The 14,618-nt window shown below is 38.1% G+C and carries 13 protein-coding genes and 1 riboswitch; of the genes, 8 read left to right on the top strand and 5 right to left on the bottom strand.

Annotation, left to right across the window (positions count from 1 at the left end):
* Nucleotides 1-2: 2 nt before the first annotated feature.
* From cobO (ND2E_RS01910) to ND2E_RS01920, 3 genes are all read left to right on the top strand, one after another.
* The gene (cobO, locus tag ND2E_RS01910; protein WP_033095647.1) at nucleotides 3-620 is read left to right on the top strand and encodes a cob(I)yrinic acid a,c-diamide adenosyltransferase; all 618 of its coding nucleotides are present in this window, start codon (nucleotides 3-5) and stop codon (nucleotides 618-620) included.
* Between the two features lie 82 nt (nucleotides 621-702).
* Nucleotides 703-1,587, top strand: coding sequence for a cobalamin-binding protein (locus ND2E_RS01915; RefSeq protein WP_033095646.1), 885 nt, complete (start codon nucleotides 703-705; stop codon nucleotides 1,585-1,587).
* A 14-nt stretch (nucleotides 1,588-1,601) separates the two neighbouring features.
* A riboswitch (cobalamin riboswitch) is annotated at nucleotides 1,602-1,826 on the top strand.
* Nucleotides 1,827-1,862: 36 nt separating this feature from the next.
* Nucleotides 1,863-3,731: a TonB-dependent receptor domain-containing protein gene (locus ND2E_RS01920; protein WP_033095645.1), complete on the top strand. Its 1,869-nt coding sequence runs from the start codon at nucleotides 1,863-1,865 to the stop codon at nucleotides 3,729-3,731.
* 81 nt (nucleotides 3,732-3,812) lie between these two features.
* Here ND2E_RS01920 and ND2E_RS01925 read toward each other — a convergent pair whose 3' ends face one another.
* Entirely contained in the window at nucleotides 3,813-5,168 is a 1,356-nt protein-coding gene (locus ND2E_RS01925) for a hypothetical protein (protein ID WP_033095644.1), read from the bottom strand.
* A gap of 342 nt (nucleotides 5,169-5,510) precedes the next feature.
* Here ND2E_RS01925 and ND2E_RS01930 point away from each other — a divergent pair, with 342 nt between their 5' ends.
* The 3 genes from ND2E_RS01930 to ND2E_RS01940 all read left to right on the top strand — a co-directional run bounded on the left by ND2E_RS01930 (nucleotide 5,511) and on the right by ND2E_RS01940 (nucleotide 6,884).
* The gene (locus tag ND2E_RS01930) at nucleotides 5,511-5,933 is read left to right on the top strand and encodes a hypothetical protein (protein WP_033095643.1); all 423 of its coding nucleotides are present in this window, start codon (nucleotides 5,511-5,513) and stop codon (nucleotides 5,931-5,933) included.
* Nucleotides 5,930-6,133: a helix-turn-helix transcriptional regulator gene (locus ND2E_RS01935; RefSeq protein ID WP_033095642.1), complete on the top strand. Its 204-nt coding sequence runs from the start codon at nucleotides 5,930-5,932 to the stop codon at nucleotides 6,131-6,133. The genes ND2E_RS01930 and ND2E_RS01935 overlap by 4 nt, the downstream gene beginning before the upstream one ends.
* Before the next feature lie 208 nt (nucleotides 6,134-6,341).
* Entirely contained in the window at nucleotides 6,342-6,884 is a 543-nt protein-coding gene (locus ND2E_RS01940; protein ID WP_150113809.1) for an NUDIX hydrolase, read from the top strand.
* A gap of 8 nt (nucleotides 6,885-6,892) precedes the next feature.
* Here ND2E_RS01940 and ND2E_RS01945 read toward each other — a convergent pair whose 3' ends face one another.
* A complete protein-coding gene (locus ND2E_RS01945; RefSeq protein WP_033095640.1) occupies nucleotides 6,893-7,582 on the bottom strand; it encodes a glutathione S-transferase in 690 nt (229 codons plus the stop codon).
* 144 nt (nucleotides 7,583-7,726) lie between these two features.
* On the opposite strand from ND2E_RS01945, the gene ND2E_RS01950 reads away from it, so the two are divergent.
* On the top strand, nucleotides 7,727-10,078 hold the full coding sequence (locus ND2E_RS01950; RefSeq protein WP_033095639.1) for a peptidase U32 family protein: 2,352 nt from the start codon (nucleotides 7,727-7,729) through the stop codon (nucleotides 10,076-10,078).
* A 989-nt stretch (nucleotides 10,079-11,067) separates the two neighbouring features.
* On the opposite strand, the gene ND2E_RS01955 is transcribed toward ND2E_RS01950, so the two are convergent.
* Complete coding sequence (locus tag ND2E_RS01955) at nucleotides 11,068-11,589, bottom strand: MarR family winged helix-turn-helix transcriptional regulator (protein WP_033095638.1); 522 nt, start codon at nucleotides 11,587-11,589, stop codon at nucleotides 11,068-11,070.
* 96 nt (nucleotides 11,590-11,685) lie between these two features.
* Here ND2E_RS01955 and ND2E_RS01960 point away from each other — a divergent pair, with 96 nt between their 5' ends.
* A complete protein-coding gene (locus ND2E_RS01960) occupies nucleotides 11,686-12,702 on the top strand; it encodes a haloalkane dehalogenase (RefSeq protein ID WP_223303705.1) in 1,017 nt (338 codons plus the stop codon).
* A 488-nt stretch (nucleotides 12,703-13,190) separates the two neighbouring features.
* On the opposite strand, the gene ND2E_RS01965 is transcribed toward ND2E_RS01960, so the two are convergent.
* Together ND2E_RS01965 and cobO (ND2E_RS01970) are read right to left on the bottom strand one after the other, a co-directional pair.
* The gene (locus ND2E_RS01965; protein WP_033095637.1) at nucleotides 13,191-13,805 is read right to left on the bottom strand and encodes a LysE family translocator; all 615 of its coding nucleotides are present in this window, start codon (nucleotides 13,803-13,805) and stop codon (nucleotides 13,191-13,193) included.
* Nucleotides 13,806-13,947: 142 nt separating this feature from the next.
* On the bottom strand, nucleotides 13,948-14,589 hold the full coding sequence (gene cobO / locus ND2E_RS01970; protein WP_033095636.1) for a cob(I)yrinic acid a,c-diamide adenosyltransferase: 642 nt from the start codon (nucleotides 14,587-14,589) through the stop codon (nucleotides 13,948-13,950).
* Between the last annotated feature and the right edge of the window lie 29 nt (nucleotides 14,590-14,618).

Here is a 14,618-nt window from a genome sequence, read left to right as displayed (position 1 = left end):
CTATGACTGATAAAAAAACAACTGACAGCAAGATGACTGATAACCACAAGCAAAGAATGCAAAAGCTGAAAGAAAAAGTTGATTCTCGCATTGATAACGCAACGGATGAGCGTGGTTTGCTGATTGTTATAACAGGTAATGGTAAAGGAAAAAGCACTTCTGGTTTTGGTACTGTTGCCCGCGCTGTCGGCCATGGCCTTAATGCAGCAGTTGCTCAGTTTATTAAGGGTACATGGGCTTGTGGAGAGCGACAACTTCTGGAAAATGCAGGGGTAAAATTTAGCGTCATGGGTACAGGTTTTACCTGGAATACTCAAGATAAAGAAAAAGACATCGCTGCAGCAAAACAGGTATGGCTTAAATGCAAAGCGTTACTAAACGATACAAATCTTGATGTGGTTTTACTCGATGAGATGACCTATATGCTCTCATATAAATACCTCGACTTAGATGAAGTTATTGAAGCATTAAATAATCGCCCTAAACATCAACATGTCATCATTACGGGTCGCGCTTGTCATAGAGCCATTATTGAACTGGCCGATACCGTGAGCGAAGTACAATCAATTAAACATGCTTTTGATAACGGTATAAAAGCGCAAAAAGGTATTGATTGGTAATAACTGTTCCCTTTCAAAGTAAAATAAGAGCTAACTATTTATCAGTTAGCTTCATAAATGATAACTATATAGAAACAACCTAATGAAATTTATCACTCTACTGGTTACCTTGCTAGTCTTTTCCGGCTCAAGCTATGCTGAGCAAAATAAAGAAACGACTAAAGAATCTGCTAACGATAAAAACAAACCAACCATTATCGCCCTTGCCCCACATATAGTTGAAATGCTTTATGATGTTGGCGCCGGCGAGCAAATTATTGGTACAACATCATTTGCTGATTACCCTGAACAAGCAAAGAAAATACCGCGCATTGGGAATTACGTACGCTTGCAACTTGAGCGAGTCATTGAATTACAGCCTGACTTAATTATTGCGTGGAAAAGTGGTAATCCTAGTGATGATTTAGCACGGTTAGAGCAACTTGGTTTCAATATTATTTACTCTCAACCTCATTCATTTGAAGACATCGCAAGTGAAGTACGCCGCTTTGCCAAAATAACAGGTCACGCCGCGCAGGGTGAAACAGTAGCGACAAAATTTGAACAAACATTGGTTAAAATAAAGCAACAATACCAAAACAAAACAGAAATCACCGGTTTTTATGAGTTGTGGTCTAGGCCTTTAACAACGGTTGCTAAAGGCAGCTGGCCGCAGCAGTTTTTAAATATATGTAAAGTAAAAAATCCATTTCATCACGTCATCACCCCATATCCACAAATTAGTATTGAGCAAGTACTGCCGGCTTCAGTGGAGCTTATTATTCAGCCGTTGTCAGTCAATCAAAAAGAGCGTGAAGCCTTTAACTGGCAAGACTGGTCGATAATACCAGCCGTAGCTAATAAACAAATATTACAACCGAATGCCGATGCAATGCATCGAATGACAATTCGTAGCCTAACGGCATTAAAAGATTTGTGTGCAGAAATAGATAAAACAAGATCATTTTTGCGACAAAAACATAGCTAGCCTACACGCTAGTCACTAAGAAATATTTTAGGTGCCTGATAGCTTTACTTAAAAGTAATAAGAACACTTCAGTAAGTACTATAGGTGAAACGGGAAATTGGTTAAACCAATACTGCCCCCGCAACGGTGTGAGCTAGCTATACCCAAACTACATAAAGATGCAGGTTTCACACACCTTCAAGTAGCTTGGGTATATTGATAACTCAAGTCCGGAGACCGGCCTAAAATTTAATTTATCATTGTAAGTACGGTGGGTGCTTATAACTGAGGAAAACATGAAAAAAACTATCATAGCACTAAGCATTAGCAGCCTACTTTATTCATCATTATCTGTTGCAGAAGAAACTAACACGGCAAAGATTAATAAAGCAGACGAAACCATTGTCATTACGGCGAATCGCACTATTCAAGACAAATTTGATACTCTAGCTTCAGTGAATATATTCACTCGTGAGAATATTGAACAAATTCAACCTTTGTCTGTCAGTGATTTACTTGGTCGTGTTGCCGGTATATCTATCAATACGCAAGGTACTTCTGCGCATAAGACATCTGCCTTTGTACGCGGTACTAATTCAGACCATGTATTAATTTTAGTCGATGGCGTACGTGTTGGCTCAGCCACACTGGGTTCGAAAAGCATTGCGAATATCCCCGTTCAGTTAGTAGAGCGTGTAGAAGTCATTAAAGGACCAAGAGCGGCATTATGGGGATCTGATGCCATTGGTGGCGTAATCCAAATTTTCACTCGAGACTTAAGCGCCGGTGAAGGCCAAGCAGGTATTAAAGTTGGTAGTAATAGCTTGTACCAAGGTTATGGTGCAATAGGATTTGGTAATGCTAAAAATAGCTATACCTTAAGTGCCACAGCAGAAAAATCTGATGGCTTTGATGTCATTGTTCCTGATGGCAGCAGCAAATACACCGTAGATCAAAACGATGAAGACGGTTATGATCGTCAATCAATAGCACTTTCTGGTACCTCTCAGTTTACCCAAGCCTATGCGCTTGAGTTAAATACACAATACGACCAAGGCACCACAGAAATTGATTCGAATACCAAGTACAGTGGTGACGAGACTACATACGAAAACTACCATTTTCTCTTAAGAAACCACCTTCAGTTAGAACAGGTCTATTTGCAATTAGGCTTAAGTACCTCAGAGGACAGCACTGAAGATAACTACAGCAAATACAACGGTCAAAATGACGCGAGTAATAAAAATAGCTTATTCACCACCAATCGTGAGCAAGTTACCGCATTAGCTCAACTACCGTTAGCTGATTCATCTGAAGTCACCGCAGGATTTGAGTGGTATACAGAAAGCATTGATAGCAATAAAGAATATGATGAAACTGATAGAGATGCCCGCGCATTTTTTGTCACAGGTCGTCATGATATTGAGCAAGTAAAATTAGAAGCTTCTGTGCGTTATGATAAAGTTGGCGACATTGATAGCGAGACTACGTATCAAGTAGCTGCTGGTTACCAAGTAAATGATCAACTCCTCTTTTCACTTAGCCACGGCACTGCTTTCAAAGCGCCTAGCTTCAACGACTTATACTACCCTTGGCAAGGCAACCCTGATTTAATATCAGAAACCGCTGATACCTCTGAGTTTTTAGCGCGTTTTCAAAATGAAATCCTTTCTGCTGAGATATCTATTTACCAATCTGATATTGATAACCTAATAGAGTGGGCCCCTACACCATCAGGTGCATACAAACCTTCAAATGTAGCCAAAGCAAAAATATTAGGTGCTGAAGCAACGTTTACGGCTGATTTTTACAACACCAATAACACATTAACATTGAGTCATGTTGATGCTGAAGATAAATCAACAGATCACCAATTAGCCAGACGTCCTAATTTCTCTGCTAATTATAACTTTGTTTACTCACTCAAACAGTTTGATTTCACCTTTGATGTAAACTATCAAGGAAGTAGCTACGATGGTTCTAACGACCCAGTTAAAACATTAAAAGCCTATACTTTACTGGATGTTGGTGTAAATTACCGACTAAATAGCCAAGTGAGTTTGTTAGCGAAAGTATCAAACCTAACTGACAAAGATTATCAAACGTCTAGTGAATATCCGGGTTCAGAGCGAGGATATACCCTAACGTTAGATTATAAATTCTAAGCTAACGATATATTTATAAAGTAATTTTCACGTACAAAAAAGCCTGCATTTGCAGGCTTTTTTATTGATAAAAATTAAGAATTATTTCAACTTGATGCTGATTTCAACTTCATCAATATTTCTAACAAAATCATGGCTAGCCTCTATAGCATTCTCTACGGTATTTCCGCCTTGATAATACTTTATGTAGTCTTGATAATTATTTGTCATCATGCTTTTTATTAAGTGTATATCGGTAGATTTTTTGTCTGTATCAATATTAATGATGTCTTTGTAACCCGTTAGGTCAGCACTGATTGCTAACATCCCTTGCTCAGGCCCATAGAATGTCCATTTAGCAGGCATTAATAAAGACGTATCCGGATCGTAAGCGGTAAAAGTAAAACTTATTACCGCCATTGGATAACCTGAGACAGCCGAGTAATCATAACTACCATCTTCTTTTATTTCTGAAAAGTTTCTATCATCAATTGGTGGTTTTTGCGCATTTGCTTTCACTAGAAATGAATCTTGTGCAATTGTCGAAATCACTTGATGATGGGTTTTAATGACTGAACTACCAAAGATAGAACTACTCTCATCAAAAGTGACACTGGCTTGAGATTGATAATAAGCTTCACTGATATAATCATGGGTACTAAAGACTAATACACTATCGTCATCTTCAGTAACCGCGATAGGAAAATGCTTAATATCTTTAATCAACTGATTAGTATTAAAATCCTGATGGGGCATGACTAAGTCAACCGCATCCGCTACTTGAAAAGCAGATAAACTCCAAACACCTGCGACATTTTCTGAAAAGTCATTTGAAAAATCGGCAGCAGCTATCAATTTTTGATTCGCATCAGTTCCCTTCACTGAAAAGGAATGCAATGGCCAATCGCCCTCTACAGCACGACACACCTTCACACCTTCAAATAGAGTTGTGCTATCGTCAACTTCTTTCCAATTATCAAAGGGTAATGAACTGCTTACATCCGTTTGGGTAACAAAAGGACGATGAGAAAGCTCTAGGTTTTGCGTTAAACACTCACACGTAGTGTTATCAACTAACTCATCAAACTGCGCTTGATATTGGGATGGCGTGGCACTGCTCGCTTGGTAAAAGCTCACCACATTCAACCCTTGTGCCTCACTACCCTGCTGATCTTTCGCTACTAACGTGTAGTTAATAAACTCACTAGTGGTAACAAAATTTATCAGCCCCTTATCATCTGCTTTATAGGTATTTAGCGTTTGCCATGAGTCATCTTGCAGCAAAAGTTCTACGTCTGTAAAAGCACTAGCCACACCACAATCGTTGGTCAATTGTGCAGTTAATGAGAAAGTGTATTCAACGGGGTCTACAGGCACTTCAGGCGAAGAGGATGAACCTCCACCACAACCTTGAAGAAAAAGACTTAGCAATAAAGGAGAGATTAAATATTTATTCAAGGGAAGATCCTCAAGGTGTTATTTCAAAATAACGGATAAGTGAAAATGATATATACCCGCTCTACTTCAAGATGCAAGTTCAGCATCTTGAAGTAGAGCGGGTATAAGTGTTGTATTTTTCGCATACGAATCAAAATATTAATATGCTAAAGACAACGAAAAACCTACGGAATTATACCCAGATTTAGCAATAATTAGCTAACTTTTGTTATTTTTATGCCATTGAAAGTACCTGGTAAAGACTAGAAGACCATTCTTTTTGTAAAGCACACTTGACTTAGACAACAAAGCACTTACAATAAAGTCAAATACACTTTACAAAAAATCAAAGAGAGCTGACTTATGACAAAGCAAGATTGTGAACAAAGTAGTTATCAAACAAAAAATAATGCCAATACAAAATCATTAAGAAATTGGACAATGGTTTGGGTTGTTACTATGGCTATTGCTGCATTTGCGCCAAGATTTATTTGGGACTTCAATACAAGTTTAACCATTATTACCCTGTTAGTTAATCTAGCAGTTGGATTTCGAATGTTAGTTGCTAATAGAGACTATTTACGAGGTTTAGATGAAATGCAGCAAAAAATCCTTTTCGATGCAATGGCGGTTACCTTAGGTGTAGGATTAGTGGTAGGGCTAAGTTATGAATTGTTAGAAGATATTAAACTGATTGCCTTTGAGCCTGAAATATCCCATTTAATTATTGTTATGTGCCTTACCAATTTAACCGCTATTATTGCTGGTCATAGGAAGTATCGATGAAAAATCGTTTAAAAGTACTACGTGCTGAACGAGACTGGACTCAAGCACAACTAGCTGAAGCTTTAGAGGTATCAAGGCAAACAATTAATGCTATTGAAAAAGGTAAGTTTGATCCAAGTTTACCTTTAGCGTTTAAAGCAGCAAGACTATTTAAGTTACCCATTGAAGATATCTTTGATGATGAAGTTGAAACAAAATAACCTTGGCTAGTGATAAACTAGCTTGCCAAAATTCGCGCGCTAAGCACAGTTAACCGCAACATCAAGGTATACAAGGCAAGTATTTATCACTACCCTATTGCCTTTGTTACCTTGCAATAACTTGATATGACGGGCGCAAGCCCCCATCTAACAGCAATATTTATTAAATACTCACTTATGCCCCACTCAACTTATGCCTCATTCACTTATGCGCTTACTTAAATCAACTGTCCACTCTGACATCAACGATCTGTCAGCCAAACAATTTACCCGTAAGGCAACCAGAGCAATTGTGCTTAAAGGTGACAATATATTACTGCTATATACCAAGCGATATCACGACTACAGTTTGCCTGGCGGCGGTATTGATGAAGGCGAGAGTAATATTGATGGACTTATCCGTGAATTAAAAGAAGAAACAGGGGCACATAGCATTCAAAATGTTAAAGCGTTTGGTCTGTATGAAGAATTCAGACCATGGCATAAAGAAGGCTTTGATATCGTTCATATGCAATCATATTGTTATACCTGCACCATCGATGATGAATTACTTGAGCCAGAGCTTGAAGCCCATGAGCTAAGTAACGGTATGCACCCGGTATGGATGAATATCCATCAGGCCATTGTTCACAACGAAGAAACCATCGCTAAAAGCGACAAGAAAGGCCTATCAATAGAGCGTGAGACTTTCTTACTCAAGCTGATTGTTAGTGAATTATTAAATGAAGCGGTGCCTTCTGTAGTTAGTTAATTAGTGAATTAATTAACACCAAACAGTACATCTTCATGATTATCTAACCACAAAGGATGTTTCGCCATCACTTTAGTAAAAACAGGACTCTGCAAATAACTATTTAACCATCGCCTTACTTTTGGGTAAGGTGATTGCAAATACCACTGACGCTCAACGCGCGCAAATTGTCGAATAAAGGGCACTAGCGCAATATCTGCCAAACTTTCTTTATCTGACATCAAGAACCTATGCTCAGTTAACCGTTGCTCTAATTGTTCAATGTATTGCTGACAAACAATTCTGCACTCGTCAACATTATCCTCTTGATAACGTTTTGCGCACTTATACGCTTCTAAACTCGTTTTAAAATCATTATCGAATGTACTAATAAGTGAAAGCATTGCAGGTAATGCCCCTTCATCATCACAGTGAAACAAATCATCTGGATCTGTTTGCTGTAATGCCCATAACATTACTTCTAAACTTTCTTCAATTACCCTGCCATTAGTTAGCACCAATACAGGTACTGTACCTTTGGGTGAAACGGCAATCATTTCTGCTGGTTTATTACTTAATACCAAGTCTCGTAATAATACCGTCTGCTGCGCTTTAAAAATAGCCAGTCTTGCCCGCATGGCATAAGGACAATTTCTCAACGAATAGATAATAGGTAAGGCACTCGTATCATTAGATTTTTTAGTAAGACTTGTCTTCATTGGCAGGGAATTCCAGCACAGTAATTTTTAACGTGAACAATAATCAGCATAAATAAGCGACGTAAACGGTATTCATTGCCTCATTTTACCAGTAAAATCCCCCCTTTGAAATTTAACCGCCGTTTAATTGGCTAAAGTTGTAAAATGAGTCCTAAAATAGAATTATTAGCCCCCGGTGGTGATATCGATGCGATCAAAGCCGCCATTATTGCAGGCGCAGATGCAGTGTACTGCGGTTTAGATACCTTCAATGCACGAAATCGTGCATCTAATATTTCTTTTGATGAACTCGTCGGTATTATTAGACTAGCCCATGAATACGAATGCCAAATATTCTTAACGCTCAATATCATTATTCTAGAGCGAGAATTTAAAACTCTGGCTAAGTTATTAAGTAAATTAGCGAACACCACGCTTGATGGTGTTATTGTGCAAGATTTGGGTATGCTTTATATCTTAAATAAACATTTCCCTACCTTAGATATTCATGCCTCAACGCAGTTAACTACGCATAATATTGGCCAAATTCCCTTTTTGAAAAAATTAGGTGCGTCGCGCGTTAACTTATCGCGTGAATTAAATTTAAAAGAAATAAGTGCCATTACGGCCGTATCGCATCAAGAAGACGTGCTCACTGAAGTATTTGTGCACGGCTCATTATGTGTTGCCTTCTCTGGTTTATGTTACTCCACTTCAGCAAGTGTTGGTAACTCAGGTAACAGAGGGCGTTGCAGCCAAGCGTGTCGAGAAGAATATAAACCGACCGAATCTGGTAATAAATTCCCATTAAACATTAAAGACAACTCTGCCTTTTTTGATTTACCGGCACTTATCGATGCAGGTGTTCATTCATTTAAAGTTGAAGGCCGCATCAAAGGGGCTAGTTACGTGCACACCGTTATTGATAGCTTCCGTAAACAAATCGATGGTTTTGTAAATACCGGTGAGTTACTTGAAGATGGCGAACGACTGTACAAAGTATTCAATCGTGATTTTTCCAATGCCTTTTTACGTGGTGATTTAAACCAATCAATGTTCATTGAAAATCCGCGTGACAATTCTAAATATCACGCCATTGATAATAGTAATGCTATATCTGTGGTACAGATTCAAGAGGTTGAACAAAACTTAAATGATGAAAAAGAAGCAATACACGCCGATGTATTTGATAAAATAAAGTACCTCAGTATTGAAAAGCGTACGCTTTCCTTGAAGTTCACCGGTGAAGTAGGCGAACCGTTAACCGTCACGGTTAACATTAATGAGGCGAATACTAAGAAAATCCTCCAAAGCAATAGCCAAACGGCAGCTCAAGCACAAGTGCATGTAATGCAATCTGAGCGCACACTGAGCACAAGTGATAAAAACTGCCTTGACCATAGTGCCATTGAAAAGCGCTTTAAAAGCTTTGATAACGCAGAGTTTAACTTAGTTGAGCTAAGTACTGATAATATTCCAGCGAATGTCACTATTCCTTTTAAAGAACTTACTGCGCTTAAAAATAAAATAGCGGCTTTACTCAATGACGGAAAATCGGTATTGCCTGAAGTAGAATTGCCCAAACTAGTACGTCATGCTAAAAAAGACAAAGGGGCAAAATTATCGCTGTTAATATGCGATGAAAATGACATCAACCTTGGCGAGGTAACCGATGCTGACATTTACTTCAAACTGCCTGATGCTTATAAACGAGGCTGTACTAAGTTCGTTAGCTTTTTCCAAGATAACCCCCGACTCATTCCGTGGTTCCCATCGGTATTAATTGGCAAAGACTACGATGTTGCGCTCAATATTTTAGAGCAAGTAAAACCCAAATTGATCGTCACCAATAACACAGGTATCGCCAATAGAGCTTTTGAATTAGGTATTGAATGGATTGCAGGACCTTTCTTAAATACCACTAATTCATACGCATTATTAGCGATGAAGGAAGGTTTTAACTGTAGTGGCGCTTTCATTTCAAACGAAATAAACCGCCAACAAATGAAAACTATCGCGCGCCCTGATAATTTCAAATTGTTTTACAGCGTTTATCACCCAATTTTATTAATGACCAGTAGACAATGTTTCTTCCAACAAAGTGTCGGCTGTGAAAAGCCACGCATTGATAATGGTTGTATGTTGTCATGCGATAAATCTACGAGCATTACTAACCTTAAAGGGGTATCTTTTGCTATTGATAAGCAAAAAGCCGGTTACCCAAGTATTTATAATAAAGATCAGTTTTTAAATACCGAAATTATCCAAGACTTAGCGCCGTTATTTGATGGCTTCATGATTGATTTAACTAACATTGGCGCTGGTGATAAAGAGTCACCTGATAAAACCATGCTCATTAAGCAATTTGAACAGTTACTTAACAATGACAGTAACAGAGAGAGTAGCGAATTAGTTGGTCATTCAAATGCACTATCAACCGAGCAAGAAAAAGCGCAAGAGGCGTTAAATTCACTCGTGCCAGACTCAACCAATGTGCAATATCATAATGGTTTGTAATTAGCTCTGTAGTAAACAATCGAGTTTAGCGTCATTTGACAATCAAAAGCGGCTAACAGGTAACTGTTAGCCGCTTTTTAGTTAATGGGTATAGGAAATGAACTATTAGCGTGGCTACTAAAGTGACTATTTCTATCAAAGTATTAGTCCTAAATACTAGATTAATATCTTCTTTGGAATCACATCTATAAAGAAAGGAAAATTATTGATCACTATTGCCACTTTGTTAACCTAAATTAGCCATCAAAATTAGGCAGGTTTATGTTCACTTTGATACGATAGCGGAAATAAGATTTGGCTTATCTAATGAAAAAAAATCCGATAAATAGTCCTAAATAAGATAATAAGATTTCTTATCCCCTCTCATTTTCAAACTTAAAAAATCAATACTAAAATTTAATCGAAAACTCCTAAAGCGGACATTAAATTAATATGATTTTAGATATTAAATTCTATGACGCTTCGGGGCACAAAGCTCCTTAGGACTTAATTGCAAGTTATACTCGCCACTATTAGTAAAAGAAACAATTTATCCTTGTAATGAATCTAAAAATAGAAATGGTAAATTTTGAGTTATAAAGCAACAAATTACCGCTTCGGACTCGCCGAGCTGTTGATTCTTGTGCGAGGAAATTTAAAAAGCTAACCATTCAAGTCATTAGTGAACCGTACGTTATGTCTCAGTATTACAGTAATATTAATGGACACATTTTGTAGTTAAATTGTACAAATCCTGTAAGAGACAAAACAATAAATTTAGCGAATATTGTACGACGTGATTTGAAACTGGTGATGCTAGATGACTTGATACATTAGTAATTGATTATTAAGGGTAGAGATAAGATTCCAATAACTCTTGATCTGGTCTAGTTGCAATGCTGAGATTCCATTATTTTCGTACTTCTGAAATGGTGAGATATCTCAGCGACGACCCCAATGTTGTGAGGTCGTTCTTTGGAATAAGCATTTCCGCAAAGATATCAGAATCATTACATAGTTCGCTTAACAGCTTGCTCAACTGGACAGCCTAATTTTCGACAAATCCCCTCATTGCAGAATCGGCAAATTCGACGAGCCACTATTTTTTCATCTGTTAAATGGCCCATCGCAATTACGAGCAATTCTAAGAAGCTTTGTTTTTGTTCATCATTAAAATTTTCAAGCAATTTTAAAGCGACTCTCTCACGACTATCTAGTATTAATTGAACTCGTACATTTCCATCATTTGTTGTGCACAGAACAACAGATCTCGCATCTTGTGCTGACCGGCATCTCATCACAAGTCCTTCTTTCTCAAGTGTATTGATAAGCCTGACTGTGCCTGAATGTGTTAAAGCTAGGACTTTACTTAAAACATCAATAGTTTCATTGGGGTGATTGTGAATTGCTACTAATGCGGCCTCATGGCTCAAACTCCTACCGCCCAACTCAGAAACTTCTTTCTCAATGTCGGTTGAAATCGTTGTCGCAAAAGCACCGATTATATTTGATATGTATTTTATATTTTTCATTTTTTAATTATATGTGACTCAATCATAATTAAACAGTGACAAAAATTTATTTATTAATTATTATGTGACTCAGTCATATAATAATTAATTAAAGCCATGCTCAAGAAACTAAATAAAAACACTCTCATCGCAATCATGGTAACTAGTGCGTTTGCTAGCACAGCGCGACCTGTTTCTGCTGAGGGGATATCACTGAAAACAAAATCAACGGAGCGAATAGATAAAATGAAAACCGATTCAGAAACACTAAAATACGTAAAAAAATTCAAAACAGTATTAGGTAAAAAAATGGCTTATGTCGATGAAGGCACAGGTGATCCCATTGTTTTTTTACATGGCAATCCAACGTCAATTTACTTATGGCGAAACGTTATGCCGTATATGGAAGGAAAAGGACGACTGATTGCAATTGATATGATTGGAATGGGAGATTCTGAGAAGCTTGATAGTAGAGGAGACGGAAACTATTCATTAGCAGAGAATAGTAAATATACATTTGCTCTACTAGAGGAGCTGGGTGTAAATAAAAATGTAACTTTAGTGCTCCATGACTGGGGCTCTGGTGTTGGATTTAACTGGGCAAACACTCATCGCGATGCTGTAAAGACAATTGCATTTATGGAAGCAATAGTTACTCCATTTCCAACTTGGGATGATTTTCCAAAAGAACTGCATGGCCCGATTGGTACATTACGTTCAGCGGAAGGCGAAAAGATGGTATTAGACAGTAATTTCTTCATTGAAACCTTATTGCCATCCACTATCTCTCGACCATTAAGCGAGGCTGAGCATGCAGAATACCGTCGACCATTCTTAAATGATGGTGAAGACCGCCGGGCTACTTTAGCAGGTCCGCGTCAACTTCCCATTGCTGGAGAACCTGCTGATACAGTTGCGTTGGTTGGAAGCTATGCAGATTATTTGGCAAATTCAAAAGATATCCCTAAGTTATTTATCAATGCTGAGCCAGGTGCATTCTTGATTGGCTATGCTCGTGATTTTGTTCGCACATGGCCTAACCTTGAAGAGGTAACAGTGAAAGGAAGTCATTTCATACAAGAAGACTCTCCACATGAGATTGGTAAAGCAATCTCTGATTGGCTTCCTCAATAGTACTAGATTGAATTAATAAGGGGGTAGTTATGACTACTCCCCGCTTTTTTCAAGGTCAGCTTATGCATTGAAGCAGCCAGTCGAAAACCCAACTATCTAGAGCGCTTTGGGGGCGAAACCACCTTAGACTTTTTACTCTAACTTCGTACATCCAAGATGATTCTAATGTCCGCTATTTGAAATAAGGAAAATAATAGTATGTTCAATATAGAATGAATTTTAGAGTACAAATAAATTAAATTAGTTGTAGTAGCTTAGACCTGTTCTGCCGTCAGTAACTAAAAAGTTAATGTCGGCTTATGGCTATCAGTTGACTTAAAGAACAGCTAGTAGTTAACGTCAGCGCACAAAGAAGTCGTACTTTCTGATGTGCTATGCATGCTAAAAGAGCATAGCGACGATAAAGTGAGCGGTGGATATTTCGGTGCTTCACCCACTATAGCTTTCAATTGATTACTGTTTAAGAAAATAAAGAGCTACTCTCTTACCTAATTAATCACCACACGCACGGCAAGTAACAGTAAAACCACGCCAGTTACTTTATCAATAATATGACTATTGGCTTTCAACTTTGCCAACACCGGCCCCCTAGTTAAGCCAAAGACCACGAGGCAATACCATAGCGTATCAAGGCCGCCAACGGTAAAAATCATAATTAATTTATGGGTTAAGCTGGCATTAACATCAACAAATTGACTGAATAAGGCTAAAAAGAATATCGCTAACTTAGGGTTTAAAAATGCTAATAAAAATCCGTCTCGCCAGCCATTTATACGTTTATCATTTGGACCTTGCTCAACCTCAAGGTCAATATTACTGCCATGACTTTTTAGCGCATTGAACGCTAAATACAGTAAAAAGGCGGCACCTGTATACTGAATAACTTGAAAAACTAGCGGTGATTGCACAATAACAAGGCCAATGCCAGTTACCGCAATAGCCGCATACAAACCGACGCCAAAACCATGGCTAATGGCGGTAGCTAAACCCGGCTTATGGCCGCCCAACATAGTATTACGCACGACTAATGCCAATGATGGACCGGGAGATAAAGCCCCTAATACACAGATAACTACTAACGATAACCACAATTCTAAAGCCATAACTCATTCTACTATTTGATTAAAAATTAAAATAATACCAATATGCTTAAATCATTGATCACATTGGTATTAACATAGCTAAACATAAAGATCGGAATAAGGGACTGGTAACTTACGATAAACATTTCCGTATAACGACTGATTACCAATCAAGTCCCTTTTGCGCCTTAACCCCAGCTTTAAATGCATGCTTTATTGGTTGTACTTCAGAAACCGTATCGGCCAGCTCTACCAACCGACGATGACAAGCACGCCCAGTAATTAATACATGCTGCATTTTAGGCCTATTATTTAGCGCGTCAATAATATCATCTAATTCGATATAACCGTACTTAACCATGTAAGTCATCTCATCGAGTAAAACAATATCAAGATTTTCATCTCTGAGCATTTCTTTACTTTTTTGCCATGCGGCTTTAGCTGCGATGGTATCTGTTTCAGTGTTTTGTGTTTCCCAAGTAAAGCCTGTGCCCATCACATAGTGCTGAACATCAAATTGCTTTAAGATATTCATTTCGCCGCATTCCCACTTAGTGCCTTTAATAAATTGCACCACACCTGCTTTTTGCCCATGGCCAATAGCACGTAATACCGTACCAAAACCCGAGGTACTTTTACCTTTACCGTTACCTGTTATCACTACAAAAACACCACGCTCTTCTGTCGCTTGCGCAACTCGTTGATCAACACTCGCTTTTATCTTCTTTTGTCGTTCAATGTGTTTTTGCTCTTTTGTTAATGCTTCTTGGCTCTCAGTTTCACTACCTTTATGACTTTCATTCATTACTTGCTCACTTTCTATTTATTCATAAC

The sequence above is a fragment of the Colwellia psychrerythraea genome (assembly GCF_000764225.1).
In the GTDB taxonomy this organism is placed as follows: domain Bacteria; phylum Pseudomonadota; class Gammaproteobacteria; order Enterobacterales; family Alteromonadaceae; genus Colwellia; species Colwellia psychrerythraea_D.
This window is presented reverse-complemented; position numbering and strand designations above follow the sequence as displayed.